Consider the following 15,911-nt stretch of genomic DNA (forward strand, 5'->3'; position numbering starts at 1 on the left):
GGCGGTCGGAGGGGCACGGGCCGGTGCCCTCGAGGGCTCGGTCTCAAGGGCGCGCTCACTGTCTACTGGTCACCGAGCCTCAGTTCGCGCACCGAGCCGCGTCGACCGGACCACCAGGCCTGGGCGGCGGGCGCGCCGACGGCCAGGAGCAGCACGGCGAGCGACGGAACCGCCAGGGAGAGCGGATCGGTGCGCAGCACGGCCCCTTCGACGGCGGACGGGGAGGCCAGGGCGATGGTCGCGAGGTCGACGCCGGGCGACAGCAGCCGGATGGCGGCCCAGCCGGTCAGCAGGCCGCCGGCCGCGGCCAGGAAGGCCTGCGGGAGGGACGTGAGGATCAGCAGCCTGCGGCCCTGGGACCGGGTCATTCCCATCGTGCGCAACCGGGCGAGCAGGGCGCCCCGTTCGGGCGCGGTGCGCAGCACGGTCAGCACGAGCGCGAGGAGCGCGTATCCGGCGCCCGCGGCGACCGCGACGCCGTAGAGGCGTTCCGCGCCGGACTGCAGCGGTGAGTCGACGTGCCGCGAGCGTTCCTCGCTGCGCAGGAAGACTCCCGCCGCCGTGCCTTTCGCCGCCGAGCGCAGCGCCCGGCCGTCCACGGTGTCGCCGGTCAGCAGCAGGGTCGTCGTACGCGCCGCCTCGCGGGGAAGGCCGGCGCGGTCCACGACCAGGAAGTCGTCGCCGAACACGGCCGGGGTGCGGTCCCGGACCGCGACGATCCGGACGGTGACGGAGGCGCCGTCCGGGAGCTGGACGGAGTAGGGGCCGGTGCCGTACTCGTCGGCCACGCGCGGTGAGGCCAGCGCGGGCAGGGGCCGGTCTGCGCCGCCCGTCGTGCCGGCGTCACGCTGTCGAAGGCTCGCCGCGTCGAACGGCCCCAGTCCCATGTGGCGCGCCAGCCGCGCGTAGGCGTCGGGGTCGACACCGGCCAGCGGTACCGACCGGCTGCTCTGCTGCGGCGTCGCGTCGTCGATGACGCCGGCTTCCGTCATGTCCCGCACCCCGGGCAGCCTGCGTACGCGGTCGGGCAGGGCTCCGGGGAGTCCACCGGTGGTGCTCTCGACGCGGCCGTCGGCGCCGACGTAGCGCAGCGCGGCCTGGTCGCGGGCCTGCGTGACCCCTGCCAGGACCGAGCCGCCGAACGCGGCCGTGGTCAGGGCGCTCAGCAGGGCGAGCAGGGGCAGCACGGCGAAGCCGGGGGCGCGGGCCGCCTGGGCCAGCGCCAGCGGAACCACCAGGCCCCGCATACGCGTGGTCGCCCTGCTCAGCGCGCGCAGCGGCAGGGGGTGCAGGCGTGCCAGCAGCAGGGCCGCGACGACGCCGGTCAGCAGCGGTGCGGCGGCCACCAGAGCGGTGCCCCCGGATCCCTGGCGGCGCAGTACGGCGACGGCCGCCGACGCGATGACCAGGACGGTCAGTTCAGCCACCGTCCGACGGCGAGACGGCCGGGCGGCGACGAGGTCGTCACGGTCGTCGTGCAGCCGTACCGTGCGGTGGGCGACCACGGCGCGCAGGGGAAACGCGCCGCAGGCGAGCAGGGTGACGGCGAGAGCGGCGGCGACGGCGGGCGCGGTGCGGGCGCCGGGCAGGACGAGCAGTGCGGCCGTCAGCCCGAGCGCGCCGGCCGGCACGGCGACCACCGCCGTCTCCGCCAGCAGCCGGACGGCCAGGCCGGGCAGTGAGGCGCCGCGGGCCCGCAGCAGGGCCAGCTCCGCGCGACGGCGGTCGGCCGCCACGTCGCCGGCCATGACCAGGACGATCACGGCGAGGCTGCCGGTCCCGACGGCGGCGAGGAGCAGCAGCGGATCGATGCCCGAGCGCAGCCGGGCATGGTCCACGAGGACCTCGTCGAGATCCGTCTGGGCCTCCAGGCTTTCGTCCACGACGCCCCGCAGCCGCTGCACTCCCGGCCCCGACTCCAGAGCGGCCACGGCGGAGGCCAGGCGGTCGACGTCGTGGCCGCGCAGGGCGGCGACGTCGGGGGCGACGTTCCAGTACCGGTGCGGGCGGCCGAGGGTGCCCAGGAGGGCCGGGCCGGCGTCGGGGGCGAGGAGCAGGCCGCCGAGCCAGTAGACGTCCGTCGGCAGGAAGCCGGGCATACGGCTCAGCGCGGGGCTGCGCAGCACCGGCTGCGCCGACCAGTAGGCGCCCTCGGGGGCGCGCGGGACGACGATCCCGGTGACCTGCACGGTGAGCGGGCCGCGTTCCGTGCCCGCCACGTGGATCACCGAGCCCACCCGGATGCCGAGTCTGCGGGCGGTGTCCTCGGTGACGGCGGCCTCGACCCGCGTGGTCAGCGCGGTCACCGGTGCGCCCGTGGTGCGCGGCAGCCGGCCCGCGCCGATCCGGGCGTGGGAGGCGAGGTCCTGCTGGGCGGCGAGCACCAGGTGGGCGGGCAGTCCGGAGGGCCGGGGAAGCCAGGTGTCGGACGCCGTGAGGGGGACGGTGGTGCGGACGCCGTACGCCGACTGCGCGAGGTCGGCGACCAGCGGCTTCTCCGCGGTGGCGAGGACCTGGGCGCGCGCCGCGGTCAGCGGGCCGGGGCGCAGGGCGGCCTCCGTCTCCTCGAGGGTGTCCATCCAGCCGAGCGGGACCTGCACCTGCACGGTCGTCCGGTCGGGCAGGGCCTGTTCGACGGCCCGGCGCAGCCCCGCGTCCCCGTACCGGTCGACGGCACGCGGGTACGCGGCTGCCAGCGCCGCGGTCACGGCCACCAGGAGCGCGAGGGCGGCGGACGTACCGGCGAAGGCTCTCAGCCGGGTCCGCAACCCGGCCCGTGTGTGCTGCCGTACCGTCTTCGTCTCCCTGTCCTGACGGGGTTTCGCCTTCGTCCCCGCGTCCTGTGGGGGTACCGGTCGTGTGGTCACTGCGTCACCTCGTCCCTGAGGGTCGTCGCGGGTTTCGCCCGTCGAAGGGCGTGGGCCGCCGTCACGAGGGCGGGGCCCGCCGCGAGGGCCGCGAGCAGGGCGGTCAGACGCGGGAGCGGGAGTTCGACCAGCACCGGTGGGAGCGGCCGGGTGGCCTGCCCGGTGAGGACGACGAGGGGGACCAGCGCGTGGGCGAGCACCGTGCCGAGGGCCGCGCCGACCAGCAGCGCCAGGGCCACCAGCACGCCGTGCTCCACGGCGACCAGCCGGGCCAGCCGGCGGCGTGAGGTCCCCAGGGCGCGCAGCACGGCGAACTCGCCGTCCCGGGTGCGCATCGCCCCCGCCGCGCTCACCGCGAAGCCGAGCGCGGCGAAGAGCACCGTCACCGCTGCCGCGGCGATCAGCGCCGCTTCGGGGGCCGCGCCGAACGGGTCGTCGCGCAGCTCCGCCGCGATCTCGTCGCGCACCATCACCTGTTCCGGCTCGACGTCGGGCAGGGCGCGCGCGGCCGCCGCGGTGGCAGCGGGCGCGGCCGTGCCCAGCCACCACTCCGTGGGCGCGAGGCCGGCGCCATAGCGGGCCTGCAGGACCCGGTCGACGGCCCGCAGATCGACGAGCAGGGCCCCGCCGTGCTGCGCGGTGGCCTCCGTCGTCGGCAGGGCGCTCGCGGTGCGGACGATGCGTACGGGCACGGAACGGCCGTCGAACGCCACCTCGACGCGCTGCCCTTCGCGCGCGCCGGAGGCGGTGAGGTACCGGTCGGTGGCGACGGCGAGGATCTCGGGCGCCGCGGGCTGGGCGACCTTGAGCCGGACCTCCATCGGCAGGGCGAGCGCCGCGAAGTCGGACAGCACGTAGCCGGTGCTGTACGTCAGGGTGAGGGGTGCCGTCGACGCGAGGCGGGGGCGGGTGGGCCTGGCGGTGTCTTCGGGTGCGGCGGCGGCCGGGTCGGCCTCGATCTCGGTCGTCCACTTCGCCGGCAAGGCCAACCGCCGAACGGCGCCGTCGGCCGCGGTCGCCGTGAGCGCGCCGAGGACCAGGCGGTGCCGCTGGGGCCGGCTGGTCGGCTGCGCCATGCTCAGTTCGAGGCCGGTCAGCGCCAACGGGCCCCGGGCGCCGTTGAGATCGGGGGTCAGCGGGTGCGGGCGGCCGTCGGCGGGGAGGCGGCCGGACGGCACCTCATAGGACGTTCCGTGGCGGTCCCGCACGGTGAGCGTGGCGTCCGCCTCCGGGCCCGGCCCGCTGCTGTGCAGGGCGGCGGTCAGGGTGAGCCGGGTGGTGCCCTCCGGTATCCCGACGCCTGCCGGCGCTGCGCGCGGCGCGAGGCCTGCGAACAGCAGACTGTCCGTCAGGTCGCGCCGCAACAAGCTGAGTTGGGCGGCTTCCGTCGTGTTGAGGGCCACGACGGTCGCGGTGCGGCTGCCGGACAGCGCCACCGTGCCGCGGACCGCGGGGGCGACCGCGTCCACGTGCGGGAGGCCCGCGTAGACGTCCGTACGGCCCACCTCGCCGCCCCCGGCGGTCAGCACGCGCACCTCGGCGCCCGCGCGGAAGTCGGCCTGGTCGGCCTGGGAGCGGCGCCAGGACGCGTCCTGGCCGACCGCCACCACGCCGAGCGCCACGGAGATGACCAGGAGGAGCACCGGGCCCGCTCCCCGCATCGGCCGGCGGCTGAACTGCCAGCCGACCATGGCCGCGGTCAGTCCGCGGTCGCGGGTCACGAGGCGCTCGCCGGCCCGCGCCAGCAGGGGCAGCAGCCGCAGCACCAGGACCGTCCCGGCGAGCAGCACCAGAGCGGGCGCCACCACCAGCAGCGGGTCGACGCCGAGGACCCCCTCGCGGTCGGCGGTGACCGCACCCGAGCGCCGGCTGCCGAGCAGCCAGAGAGCGACACCGGCCACGGCGAGCAGCCCGACGTCCGCCCCGGCGCGCAGCGACGCGGGCAGTGCCCCCGCCCGTACCGCGGCGGTGTCCGCGGAGGACGCCCGCCACGCCGGGACGGCCACCGCCAGCGCGCACAGCGCGGCCACGCCCGCGGCGACCGCCCACACCTCGGGCCGGCCGCCGGCCGGCACGTCGACGCGCACCCCGGCCCTGCCCAGCGCCCCCTGGCCGGCCAGCAGCCGCGTCAACGGCCCCGACAGCAGCGGCGCCACCAGCACCGCCGGCGCGGAGATCAGCAGGGCCTCCAGGGCGGCCAGGCCCGCCAGGCGTGCCCGGGTGGCGCCGCGCGCACGCAGCAGCCGGGTCTCGGCGGTGCGCTCGGAGTTGAGCAGCCGTGCGACGAGCAACAGGGCGCAGGCGGCGAGCAGGGCGAGCTGAGCGGCGACGATCAGCATGCCGGCCCGCGTGACGAGCAGGGAGCGTTCGACCCGGTCGAGGACCGCGGGCAAGGCGGTGTCCGCTTTGGTGGCGCTGCCGAGCGCCGGGCGCTTGCGCAGCTCGGCGCTCCCCGAGCGGGCGGCCTCGCGCAGCGCGCCGATCCGCTGCGCCGTCAGCGAGGAGTAGTCGGCCGAGGCCAGCCAGCCGGACGCGCCGACGCTCACCCGGCCCGACGTCGGCACGCTCGCGGCGGTGAGCAGGGGGCCGTACGTCGTGAAGCTCGACGCCTGCACGCCACGGCCGCCCAGGTCGTCCAACTGCCAGTAGGGCGCCCGGAGATCCACCGGCCGGTACACGCCGGTGATCAGGACGCGCACCGCCGGGCCGCCCAGCTGGTCGGTGACGGTCAGCCGGGCGCCGGGCGCCACCCCGAGCCGCTGGGCGGCGCTCTGCGGCAGTGCGGCCTCGACGGGCCCGCCGGTCGCCGCCTCGGCGGGCAGCCTTCCGGCGACGGTCCGCACCTGCGTGCGGTCCAGGGCCGCGAAGAAGGTGAGGTCCGGGTTCTCGCTCCGCTCGGCGGCCGGCCGCAGCGCGAGCGGCAGGGCGTAGGGCCCTGACCGCAGCAGGGTGAGCACCCGCACGGGCAGTCCGGCGAAGACGGTACGGGCCCCCGCCCGCACGGCGTCGTCGGCGGCTCGCCGCTCACCGGCCGAAACGTCGGCCTTGACCACCAACGCGGCCTCGGCGGCGGTACGTTGCTCAGCGAGCGACCGCCGCAGCGCCGCGTCGCCTATCGCACCCGAGTAGGCGGTGAGCGCGGCGAGCACGACCGTGGTCAGCAGCACGGTCAGTAACACGGCGCCGAGAAGCGCGCGGTAAGCCCACGCCCGCAGCACGACGAACCGTAAAACGCCCACAGGCGCCACTCGTTCCCCCACCAGACCCCCCGGTTTCCAACCACACGAACCAAAACGCGACGGGCGCCGGCGGCGTGCGACTGCAAGTGGGCATTCTAGGACCGACTTTGGTCACTTCGGGGCAGTGATCGGTAGACATTGCTGATCGTGCGGTCGGTGCTCGGCTCCCCGCTGCCGTGAAGGGCGAGCGAGTGTCACGGGCTGTGGTCGCGCCCGTCCCGCGGGGCGAAGGCGGCGAGGGCGTCGGCGTCGGTCGCGCGAGCGTGCAGGAAGTAGTCGGCCCATTCGGTGATGTCGGGGTAGGACGAGTCCTGGCCGAGCTGGGTGGCTGCGGCTCGGAGGTCGAACTGCGTGGTGCGCAGTTCGACGCCCGGGCCCAGGAGGGCCCAGTGCGCTCCGGTTCGCCCGTAGGGCATGCCGACGCTGCCGGGGTTGATGACGAGTCGGCCGTGGGCGAGGCGGACGAACGGCATGTGGGTGTGGCCGCAGACGACGGTGCGAACGTCGGCATCGAGTCCGTCGAAGACTTCCTCCCAGCGGTCGAGGCGGGAGTCGACCAGGACGACCTCCTCGTCGTCGCGAGGGGTGGCATGGCAGAACAGCACCTTTCCCAGGCCGTTCACGGACAGGGAGAGTGATCGTGGAAGCGAGGCGAGAAGGTCCAGATGGTCCTCACGGAGCTGTGCGGCCGCCCAGGGGGCGATCGGATCGGGGATCGTGTCGCGTTGCCCCCGGCGGTATTCCAGGAGTTCCCGGTCGGCGTTGCCACTGATCCAGACGACGCGCTCGCCGAGGCTGGTCAGCAGGTCGAGGACCCGGGCCGGTTGCGGGCCGGCGGCGATGTCGCCGGTGAGCACGATGTGGTCGGCGGCGCTGACGTCCGGTTCGGCGAGCACCGCCTCCAAGGCCGGCAGGACTCCGTGGATGTCGGACAGAACGGCTACTCGGTTCAGCATGGTCACCACTGTGGGGCGAAGGCAGCCGAGTGGTGCGAACTTTCGTCGGACGCGTGGTTCGAGGGGGCCGTTCAGCGTGTGTGGTCGCCGGGAGGACCCTCTCGGCCGCGACGCCGAGTTCCCGCAGCGCGCAGCGCGTAGCGCAGAGTGCCGGGGCTCATCGGCCGGCTCGGGCAGAGGCGGGGAAAGGCGGGCGGGTCTCCATGCACCAGCGCAATGATTGCCTGCGCGCGGCCCGCTCGGCTCGTGCCCTGCGGCCGCGCCGGAGCCGTCCGCGCTACGACGTCTTCCGGATCCACAAGAGGGACGGCCGCAGCGTGATCATCGGGGGCCGCCGGGCCGGACCCTCAGCGTGGTGGCGAGGTCGGGCTCGCGTGTCAGGCCGTGAAGCCGCCGTCGACGTGGATCGAGGCTCCGGTGATGTACGCGCCGTCCGCACTTGCCAGGTGGGCGACGGTGGCCGCGATCTCGGCCGCTTCCGCGTAGCGGCCCACAGCCGTGAAGCCGGCGATCGCCTCGGCGTTCGGCCCGTCAGCGGGGTTGGCATCGGTGTCGGTGGGGCCGGGATGCACCAGGTTGACGGTGATTCCACGCGGACCGAGTTCGCGGGCCAGGCCCTTCGTCATCCCGACCAGAGCCGTCTTGCTCATCGAGTACAGCGCCAGTCCGGGGAAGACCGCACGCTCGGCGACATTGCTGCCGATGCTGATGATGCGGCCGCTCCGGCCCATGTGACGCGCTGCCGCCTGGGACGCCGCGAACGGCGCCCGGACGTTGACTGCCAGGGTCCGCTCGATCTCCGCCGGGCCCAGATCGTCGAGTGGGCCGACGAGGAACACGCCGGCGTTGTTGACCAGGATGTCGAGTCTGCCGAACGTGGCGACGGCCTCGTCCACCGCGGCGGTGAGTGCCTCAGGGATGGCGCTGTCGGCCTGGACGGCCAGTGCCCTGCGCCCCCTGGCCTTGATCTGCTCCACCACCTGGGTGGCGCGTTCCACGCTGTTCTCATAGGTCAGGACGACGTCGGCGCCTTCTTCGGCCAGCCGTAACGCCACAGCGGCACCGATGCCACGGCTGCCGCCCGTGACGAAGGCAAGGTTTCCTTCAAGTCGATTCATGACGTCGAGCATGGTCGGAACCGCGACCGGGGGCTGGCGGTAATCAGACCTGGCGTTCTGCCTCCAGGAGGCCGCACGAAGGTGACTGGAGTCGAACCGGGACCGGAGTCACGCGACGAGGCAGGACGGGAACGGGTCGCCGTGGCCATTCGACCCGCGCCCCCAAGTCCACACCGCCGCGTGGTAGGCGGAGTTGCGAAGGGCCGCAGAAACGGCCGAGACCGGCGCCGGTGCTCAACTCCGGCTTGGGGAGCGGTCTCCGGTCTGTCAGTCGAGGAGCCGTGCCGAGGGGCCGGGGCGGGTGTGGGCCTCCGGAGGGGTCAGCGGTCCGTGGTCCTGCCCGCAGACGACCACCGCTCGCAGAGTTTCGCCGCAGTCAGCGTGGTGAACCTCCAACGGCGGGCCCTCCGAGTCCGCCGTGTACTGGTCGCCCCACTGCTTGAGGGCGATCATCGCGGGCCACAGGTCCCAGCCCTTGCGCGTGAGCCGATACTCGTTGCGGGTACGGCTGCCCGGCTCGCGGTAGGCGACGGTCTCCAGGATCCCGGCGGCCACCAGCTTGCGCAGCCGGTCCGCCAGCACGGCCTCGGACAGCCCCACGTGCCGCCGGAAGTCGTCGAAACGCCGGACGCCGTTCATGGCGTCCCGGAGCAGCAGCAACGACCACTTCTCGCCGACCAGGTCCAGTGTCCGATGCACGGTGCAGTTCTCCGTGCTCGTCTCCAGCCACCTCATGCGCCCATCCTAGGCTGACTTCACGATTGACAGCCAGATGACGGCCCGGCTAACTTCGCCGAAAGAAGCCAGATGCGCCAGGGAGTGGGAATGGGCAGGTCACGCACGTTCGATTGGGAAGACCCGGCCATCTCCGCCGGCGCGGTGGGTCATCACAGCGGTCTCGAATTCCTGCACGAGATGCTCGCCGGGCGCCTCCCCGCGCCGCCCGTCGCCGCGACCCTGGGCTTCAGCCTGGAGGAGGCCGAGCACGGCCGGGCGGTCTTCGCGCTGGTGCCGGGCGAGGAGCACTACAACCCGATCGGCAGCGTCCACGGCGGCGTATACGCCACCCTCCTCGACTCGGCCGCGGGCTGCGCGGTGCAGTCCGTGCTGCCCCGGGGCATGGGCTACACCTCCATCGATCTGACCCTGAAGTTCCTGCGTCCGATCACAGTCGACACCGGCAAGGTCCGCGCCATCGGCACCGTCCTCAACAGCGGTCGCCGCACCGCCCTCGCCCAGGCCGAACTGCGCGACTCCGAGGACCGCCTGCTCGCCCACGCCACCAGCAGCTGCATGCTCTTCCCCGTACCGGCCCGCTGACCGCCCGCGCGAGCCGAGGCATGCCGCGGCCGTCCCACCCGGACCCGCGGGCCCCGCGCGGGTGTCCCGCCCAGCTCGGCAGCGGGCCACCAGGTCCTGGGATCTTGGCTGCCGAGGAGGGCCGCGGGCAGCACGTGCGCTCCGATGCCACCCGCGGTTGGCATGATGAGAGGGTGCCGGCGGCACCTTTTCCGGAGGGAGCGGGGATGACGGAGAGTCCTGCACGCGGGCGCAACGAGGGCCCGGCAGCGCCCCAGCTGCGGCTGGACGAGTTGCTGGAGGGGCTTCAGGCGCAGATCGCCCAGGTCCGTGCGACGCGGGACCGGGTGCACACGCTGCTGGACGCGGTCCTCGCCATCGGCTCCGATCTCGACCTCGACGTGGTCCTGCGCCGGATCACCGAATCCGCCGTGACCCTCGTGGACGCCCGCTACGGGGCCCTGGCCGTGCTCGGCGAGGAGGGGAGGATCCGGCAGTTCATCACGGTCGGGATGGACGAGGACACCGTCCGCGGCATCGGCCACTACCCCGAAGGCCAGGGCATCCTCGGCCTGCTGATCCGCAAGCCGGAGCCGCTGCGCCTGGCCGATCTGGGCGGCCACCCCGACTCGGTGGGCTTCCCGGCGGGACACCCGCCGATGACCACGTTCCTCGGGGCGCCGGTCCGCGTCCGCGAACAGGTCTTCGGCAACCTGTACCTGACCGACAAGCGCGGCGGGGCGGAGTTCGACGACGAGGACGAGGCGGTCCTGCGCACGCTCGCGGCCGCGGCCGGCGTCGCGATCGACAACGCCCGTCTGTACGAGGACACCCGGCGCAGGGAACAGTGGCTCGCGGCCAGCAGCGACCTGAGCCGCAGCCTGCTCTCGGGCGCCGACCCGGACCAGGTGCTGCACCAGATCGCCGCGACCGTCAGGACGCTGTCCGGCGCCGATCTGGTGACGCTCGCCGTACCGCTCGAGGGCGGCGAGGAGCTGGTGATCGAGGCCGCCGACGGCAAGGGCGCCGGGCAGGTGCACGGGCTGGTCCTGCCCGCCGCCACACTGGCCGCGAAGGTGTACCGCTCCAACGTACGGATCGTCAGCGGCGCGCTGTCCGACGAGCCGCAGGCCGGGGGCGGCTCGGCGGCGCAGGTCCCGCTGGGGCCGGGCTTCCTGCTCCCGCTGGGCGGCGGCGAGCACGTGCGCGGTGTCCTTCAGGTCGCCGACCTGCCCGGCGGTACGGAGTTCACCGAAGCCACCATGGCGATGGTCAGCGGCTTCGCCGACCAGGCCGCGCTCGCGCTGGAGATCGCCGAGCACCGGCGTGAGGCCGAGCACCTGATGGTCCTCACGGACCGCGACCGCATCGCGCGTGACCTGCACGACCTGGCCATCCAGCGGCTGTTCGCGTCGGGGCTGACCCTGAACTCCGTCCTCGGCCGGGTCTCCGACCGGCCCCAGGTGGCCGAGCGGGTCCAGCGGGTCGTGGAAGACCTCGACGACACGATCAAGACCATCCGCGGCACGATCTACGCCCTGCGCGAGCGTGATCGCGCCGACGGGCGCGGGGGCCTGCGCGCGAAGCTGCTCGCCGAGACCGACCGGGCCGCCGCCGTGCTCGGATTCACCCCCGCCCTGCGTATGACGGGGCTGCTGGACACCGTCGTGCCCGCCGGTCACTCCGAGCATGTGCTCGCCGTGGTGCGCGAGACGCTCTCCAACGCCGCCCGGCACGCGCACGCCACCGCCGTCGAGGTCACCGTCGAGACCGACAGCCGCCGGCTTCGACTGCGCGTCGCCGACAACGGCACGGGCATCGACCCCTCCGTCACCCGCCGCAGCGGCCTGGACAACCTCCGCCGACGCGCCGCCGACCTGGACGGCAGCCTCACCGTCACACCGAACGACCCCGCCGGCACCGTCGTCGAATGGACCGTGCCCCTCCCCGCGCCGACCGAGGGCTGAGCCGCTCGTCGGCGGGCTTGCGCTCGCCGCCTCCGGCTGCGGCGCGGACTCCGTGTCCCCGGCCGCGTGATGCCTGTCCGGCAGCGGCGGTCGTATCGCTGCCTTATTGGGGCCGGTCGGCCCTACCCCGGGCGGCGCCCGCGGGGGACGCTGGAGCGATGTTCCAGACAGACGGCTTTCGCCCGCTCGACCGGCAGGAGTGCCTGCGCATGCTCGCTCAGGCGCCGGTCGGCCGCGTGGTGTACACCCGGCAGGCGCTGCCCGCGGTCCTCCCCGTCAACTTCTCCCTGGACTCGGACGCGTCGGTCGTGCTGCGCACCTCGTCGGCCTCGGACCTCCTGCACGCCATCGACGGCGTCGTGGTCGCCTTCGAGGCGGACGAGTTCCATGCGGCGACCCGGTCCGGGTGGAGCGTGGTCGTCACCGGACGGGCCACGGTCGTGACCGATCCCGCCGAACACGAGCGGCTGTCGCAGACGGGCCCCGGGTCCTGGATGCCGCTGCAGGACGGGGTGTTCGTACGGATCGAGTCGGAGCTGGTCACCGGACGCGAACTCAACGGGGCGCTCGCCACGCAGTGAGGCTCAGTCGGCGGACGCAGCCGGCCGGCGCACCGCCCACTCCGCTCACGCTCACCGCCGGCACGGGCAGTTCAGCTCTCCGTGTGGGCCAGCCACAGGTCCGGGCCGAAGATAGGTTTATCAGGCCGCTGCGGGCGCCTTATTCGCCGACGGCGTCCTGTTCGTACCAGAACTGCGCCCGCGCGTGCAGGAGTTCATCGACGAGTCGGCGGGTGTCCGCACGCAGGGCGTGGTCGGCCGGGGAGCGGTCCGCGTGCAGCACCGTCACCGGGCGCGTGGCGCCGCCGGCGGCGAGGTGCTCGCGTCAGTGGCCTTGCTGCTTGAGCCGGTCCTTGGCCTGGGTGGCGATGACGGCGGCCTGGATGCGCCGCTCGACGCCGAGCTTGGCCAGCAGCCGGGAGATGTGGTTCTTCACCGTCTTCTCCGCGAGGTAGAGCCGCTGGCCGATCTGACGGTTGGTCAACCCCTCGCCGATCAGCGCGAGGATCTCACGCTCCCGGTCGGTCAGGCCCGGCAAGGCGTCGGCCTCGGGTTCCGGTTCCGGGCCCTGACGCAGCCGGGCCATCAGCTTGGCGGTTGCGCTGGGGTCGAGCAGGGACTGGCCCGCGGCCACCGTGCGCACGGCCGACACCAGGTCCGTCCCCTGGATCTGCTTCAGCACATAGCCGGACGCACCCGCCATGATCGAGTCCAGCAGGGCCTCCTCGTCGTCGAACGAGGTCAGCATCAGGCAGGCCAGCTCCGGCATCTGTGAGCGCAGCTCGCGGCACACGGTCACGCCGTCGCCGTCGGGCAGCCGCACGTCGAGCACCGCCACCTGCGGGCGCAGTGCGGGCACGCGTGCCAGGGCCTGCTCGACGTTGGCGGCCTCGCCGACGACGGTGATGTCCGGTTCGTCGTTCAGCAGGTCGTGCACCCCGCGCCGTACCACCTCGTGGTCGTCCAGCAGGAAGACCCGGATCGGATTGTCGGGGCCGGGCCGCTCGCCGTCCGCCATCGGATGCTCCTTGTTCTGTGTTCCCGCGCTGTCTGAAGTCCCGCACCGGCCGTGGCTCACTGAGCGTAACCCGGTCCTTGCCTGTAACAGATCTTCCGTGATCCCGGGCCGCGGGGCCAGGGCCGTTCGGCCCTACTGCCTCGTGGAGTGGGGCCGATGGCCCTCGATCGATGGGGCCGTTCGGCCCCTCTTCGGCCAGGGCCGCGAAACAGCGCCGAAACACGGTCGGCCGCCTGCTAAACAGGTGATGCCGCCCGACACGACGCGGCTTCGTTCCCCCCACCCCCTGTCCGGGAGGCTCCATGCTGTCCGCAGAATCCGCCGCAGTGGTCCGTGCCACCCTGCCGGCTGTCGCCGGTGCGCTCGACGAGATCACCGCGCGTTTCTACGGCGCGATGTTCCGCGACCGGCCGGAGTTGCTCGACGGCATGTTCAACCGGGGCAACCAGGCCAGCGGTGCGCAGCGACGCGCGCTGGCAGGCTCGATCGCCGGGTTCGCCACCGCGCTGCTGGCTGATCCGGACGCCCGTCCCGATGCGCTGCTGGACCGGATCGCGCACAAGCACGCCGCCGTCGGGGTCACCGAGGACCAGTACACGATCGTCCACAAGTACCTGTTCGGGGCGATAGTGGAGGTCCTCAGCGACGCGGTGACCCCGGAGGTGGCGGCCGCCTGGGACGAGGTGTACTGGCTGATGGCCGGCGCTCTGATCGGCCGGGAGGCCCGTCTCTACCAGGACGCGGGCGTCGAACCGGGCCGGGTCTGGCGGCAGTGGACGGTCGTCGAGCGCCGCCGCGAGACCCCGGACGTGGTGTCGTTCGTCGTGCGCCCGGCCGACGGGCGGCCGGCCCCCAAGGCACGCGCGGGACAGTACGTGAGCGTACGGGTGCCGATGGCCGACGGCGTCCACCAGCTGCGCCAGTACAGCCTGTCCTCCGACCCCGGCGAGGACCTGCGGCGCATCACCGTCAAGCGGGTCGCCGGCACGGACGGCGCCCCGGACGGCGAGGTCTCCGGCACGCTGCACGAGCAGGTCAGGGAGGGAGACGAACTGACGCTCTCCGCGCCCTTCGGTGACGTCTTCCTCGACGACCCCGCCGACGCCGCCACCCCGGTCGTCCTGGTCTCCGCGGGCATCGGCGGCACCCCCATGACCAGCATCCTGGCCCACCTCGCCGCCCTCGGCTCGACCCGCCCTGTGCTGGTCCTGCACGCCGACCGCTCCCCCGCCGACCACGCGCTGCGGACCGAGACGCAGGCACTGGTGGACCGGCTTCCGGGTGCGCGTGCCGTCTTCTGGTACGAGCGGCCCGGACAGGAGCAACGAGATGCCCGCGAAGGCCTCATGAACCTCGACGACGTCGAACTCCCCGACGGCGCGACGGTGTTCCTCTGCGGCCCGCTGCCGTTCATGCGCGACATCCGCGCCCGACTGCTGCACCTCGGGGTGCCGTCCCGCCGCATCCGCTACGAGGTCTTCGGCCCCGACCTCTGGCTGCCGGACACCGCGGCCTGAACGACGTCTTGAAGGGGGGCGTTGTGAGGCCACCGGCCCATGGCCCCCCTCGGCCGACCGAAGGCGCACTAATCACCTGATCGGACATCGGCGTGTCCGGGGTTGCCGAATGCCGCATCGCTTAGTTTGACGCCCATGGGGAACAGCCAGACTTCCGTGAGCGTTCGACAGCAGATCAAACGCGCCGCCAAGCGCCAGGCGGTCGTCATGAACAGAGCCTTCTCCCGGCTGGGAATTCTTGTCGCGCCACGCCATTACTATTCCTCCGCACCGGACCTGCGCGGTCTGGCGGAAACCCGTGAGGTGTGGCGTCGCCCTTCCAGTCTTCCAGGTCTGCACATCGATCTCGATGAACAGATGGCCTGGCTCGAGAAGGCGTGCAAGCCGTTCCTCGATGAATACCGCGGGAACAAGGTGTTCGAGAAGTCGGGCGACCTCGGTCCGGGATACGGCTATATCGAGGCGCAGGCCCTGCACGGCATCCTGCGCTCGCTGTCCCCGGGCCGGTACCTCGAAGTGGGCAGCGGTGTCTCCACGCATATCGCTCTGCAGGCACTCACCCGCAACGCCGAGGAAGGTCGTCCGGGGACGGTCACCTGCATCGAGCCGTACCCTCGCGACTGGCTGTCCCGGGACGCCCGCGTTCAGCTGCACCGCGTACCGGTCCAGACGGTGGACCTGACGGCGTTCACCTCCCTGACCGCAGGTGATGTGCTGTTCGTGGACTCTTCCCACGTGGTGAAACCCGGTTCGGACGTGAACTTCCTCGTTCTGGAGGTCTTCCCGCGTCTCGCACCGGGCGTCATTGTCCACGTTCACGACATCTACCTGCCGTACGACTATCAATGCGATCTGCTGGACAGCGTGTTGCATTGGGCGGAGACCTCGCTCGTACGGGCCTTCCTGGCGAACAACAGCCGTGCCCGCATCCTCGCGTGCATGTCCCATCTGCATTACGAAAGGCCCGACGAGATGCGGGCGGTCTTCCCGGACTACCGGCCGGCGCCCCATCGCGACGGCCTCCTGGCCGGGGAGGGGCATTTCCCCGCTTCGCTCTGGTTCGAAGTCTGCTGAGACATCAGGCGACGAGGCCCGCTGATCCCACGGCCGCAGTGCACAGCGCACTGCGGCCGTGGTGTTTTGTGCAGAGCGTGAAATCTCGGCAAACCTCGCCGCGGCCGGCCGGGGAATCGACCCGACCTGGGCGCGGTCGCAACGACAGTGACGCGCCGGTGGCGCCCTCCGTTGTCACGGGATCTCGTGACCGGGAACGGCCGGGAGCGGGGGCGGCGCTGTCAAGAGGCGAATTCTGGTGACTACAAAGGGCGTTGGTCATCGCCGAGGGTGTCGTCGTCGAACGAACCCGAGGA

11 protein-coding genes and 1 pseudogene are annotated in these 15,911 nt (G+C 73.2%); 5 read left to right on the forward strand and 7 right to left on the reverse strand.

Annotated features, from left to right (window positions below):
• Positions 1-62 precede the first annotated feature (62 nt).
• The 5 genes from ACFYXA_RS09640 to ACFYXA_RS09660 all read right to left on the reverse strand — a co-directional run bounded on the left by ACFYXA_RS09640 (position 63) and on the right by ACFYXA_RS09660 (position 8,915).
• Positions 63-2,867 carry an FtsX-like permease family protein gene (locus ACFYXA_RS09640; protein ID WP_389030229.1) on the reverse strand — a complete coding sequence of 935 codons (2,805 nt, stop codon included), beginning with the start codon at positions 2,865-2,867 and terminating at the stop codon, positions 63-65.
• A complete protein-coding gene (locus tag ACFYXA_RS09645) occupies positions 2,864-6,106 on the reverse strand; it encodes an FtsX-like permease family protein (RefSeq protein ID WP_389030232.1) in 3,243 nt (1,080 codons plus the stop codon). Before ACFYXA_RS09645 ends, ACFYXA_RS09640 begins: the two co-directional genes overlap by 4 nt.
• 194 nt (positions 6,107-6,300) lie before the next feature.
• Positions 6,301-7,062, reverse strand: a complete 762-nt coding sequence (locus tag ACFYXA_RS09650; protein WP_389030235.1) for a metallophosphoesterase family protein — start codon at positions 7,060-7,062, stop codon at positions 6,301-6,303.
• 377 nt (positions 7,063-7,439) lie between these two features.
• On the reverse strand, positions 7,440-8,192 hold the full coding sequence (locus tag ACFYXA_RS09655) for a 3-oxoacyl-ACP reductase family protein (RefSeq protein ID WP_389030238.1): 753 nt from the start codon (positions 8,190-8,192) through the stop codon (positions 7,440-7,442).
• A gap of 255 nt (positions 8,193-8,447) precedes the next feature.
• On the reverse strand, positions 8,448-8,915 hold the full coding sequence (locus ACFYXA_RS09660; RefSeq protein WP_352247430.1) for a helix-turn-helix domain-containing protein: 468 nt from the start codon (positions 8,913-8,915) through the stop codon (positions 8,448-8,450).
• A 90-nt stretch (positions 8,916-9,005) separates the two neighbouring features.
• On the opposite strand from ACFYXA_RS09660, the gene ACFYXA_RS09665 reads away from it, so the two are divergent.
• From ACFYXA_RS09665 to ACFYXA_RS09675, 3 genes are all read left to right on the forward strand, one after another.
• The gene (locus ACFYXA_RS09665) at positions 9,006-9,500 is read left to right on the forward strand and encodes a PaaI family thioesterase (protein WP_352247429.1); all 495 of its coding nucleotides are present in this window, start codon (positions 9,006-9,008) and stop codon (positions 9,498-9,500) included.
• A 206-nt stretch (positions 9,501-9,706) separates the two neighbouring features.
• The gene (locus ACFYXA_RS09670; RefSeq protein WP_389030242.1) at positions 9,707-11,446 is read left to right on the forward strand and encodes a GAF domain-containing protein; all 1,740 of its coding nucleotides are present in this window, start codon (positions 9,707-9,709) and stop codon (positions 11,444-11,446) included.
• A 158-nt stretch (positions 11,447-11,604) separates the two neighbouring features.
• Entirely contained in the window at positions 11,605-12,027 is a 423-nt protein-coding gene (locus ACFYXA_RS09675; protein ID WP_352247427.1) for a pyridoxamine 5'-phosphate oxidase family protein, read from the forward strand.
• A gap of 142 nt (positions 12,028-12,169) precedes the next feature.
• Here the strand turns inward: ACFYXA_RS09675 and ACFYXA_RS09680 are convergent.
• A pseudogene (locus ACFYXA_RS09680) lies at positions 12,170-12,328 on the reverse strand (hemin transporter); the annotation flags it as partial.
• A gap of 3 nt (positions 12,329-12,331) precedes the next feature.
• Positions 12,332-13,024: a response regulator gene (locus tag ACFYXA_RS09685; protein ID WP_389030246.1), complete on the reverse strand. Its 693-nt coding sequence runs from the start codon at positions 13,022-13,024 to the stop codon at positions 12,332-12,334.
• A 302-nt stretch (positions 13,025-13,326) separates the two neighbouring features.
• Between ACFYXA_RS09685 and ACFYXA_RS09690 the strand changes: the two genes are divergently transcribed.
• Both ACFYXA_RS09690 and ACFYXA_RS09695 read left to right on the forward strand, forming a co-directional pair.
• Positions 13,327-14,541: a globin domain-containing protein gene (locus tag ACFYXA_RS09690; protein WP_389030249.1), complete on the forward strand. Its 1,215-nt coding sequence runs from the start codon at positions 13,327-13,329 to the stop codon at positions 14,539-14,541.
• A 135-nt stretch (positions 14,542-14,676) separates the two neighbouring features.
• On the forward strand, positions 14,677-15,615 hold the full coding sequence (locus tag ACFYXA_RS09695) for a class I SAM-dependent methyltransferase (protein ID WP_389030252.1): 939 nt from the start codon (positions 14,677-14,679) through the stop codon (positions 15,613-15,615).
• Positions 15,616-15,911: the final 296 nt, after the last annotated feature.

Source organism: Streptomyces sp. NPDC002566 (genome assembly GCF_042889585.1).
Taxonomy (GTDB): domain Bacteria; phylum Actinomycetota; class Actinomycetes; order Streptomycetales; family Streptomycetaceae; genus Streptomyces.

Coding starts and splice junctions, on each gene's coding strand:
- ACFYXA_RS09650 (WP_389030235.1), bottom strand. CDS start 7,062: ATGCTGAACCGAGTAGCCGTTCTGTCCGACATCCACGGAGTCCTGCCG.
- ACFYXA_RS09655 (WP_389030238.1), bottom strand. CDS start 8,192: ATGCTCGACGTCATGAATCGACTTGAAGGAAACCTTGCCTTCGTCACG.
- ACFYXA_RS09660 (WP_352247430.1), bottom strand. CDS start 8,915: ATGAGGTGGCTGGAGACGAGCACGGAGAACTGCACCGTGCATCGGACA.
- ACFYXA_RS09665 (WP_352247429.1), top strand. CDS start 9,006: ATGGGCAGGTCACGCACGTTCGATTGGGAAGACCCGGCCATCTCCGCC.
- ACFYXA_RS09670 (WP_389030242.1), top strand. CDS start 9,707: ATGACGGAGAGTCCTGCACGCGGGCGCAACGAGGGCCCGGCAGCGCCC.
- ACFYXA_RS09675 (WP_352247427.1), top strand. CDS start 11,605: ATGTTCCAGACAGACGGCTTTCGCCCGCTCGACCGGCAGGAGTGCCTG.
- ACFYXA_RS09685 (WP_389030246.1), bottom strand. CDS start 13,024: ATGGCGGACGGCGAGCGGCCCGGCCCCGACAATCCGATCCGGGTCTTC.
- ACFYXA_RS09690 (WP_389030249.1), top strand. CDS start 13,327: ATGCTGTCCGCAGAATCCGCCGCAGTGGTCCGTGCCACCCTGCCGGCT.
- ACFYXA_RS09695 (WP_389030252.1), top strand. CDS start 14,677: ATGGGGAACAGCCAGACTTCCGTGAGCGTTCGACAGCAGATCAAACGC.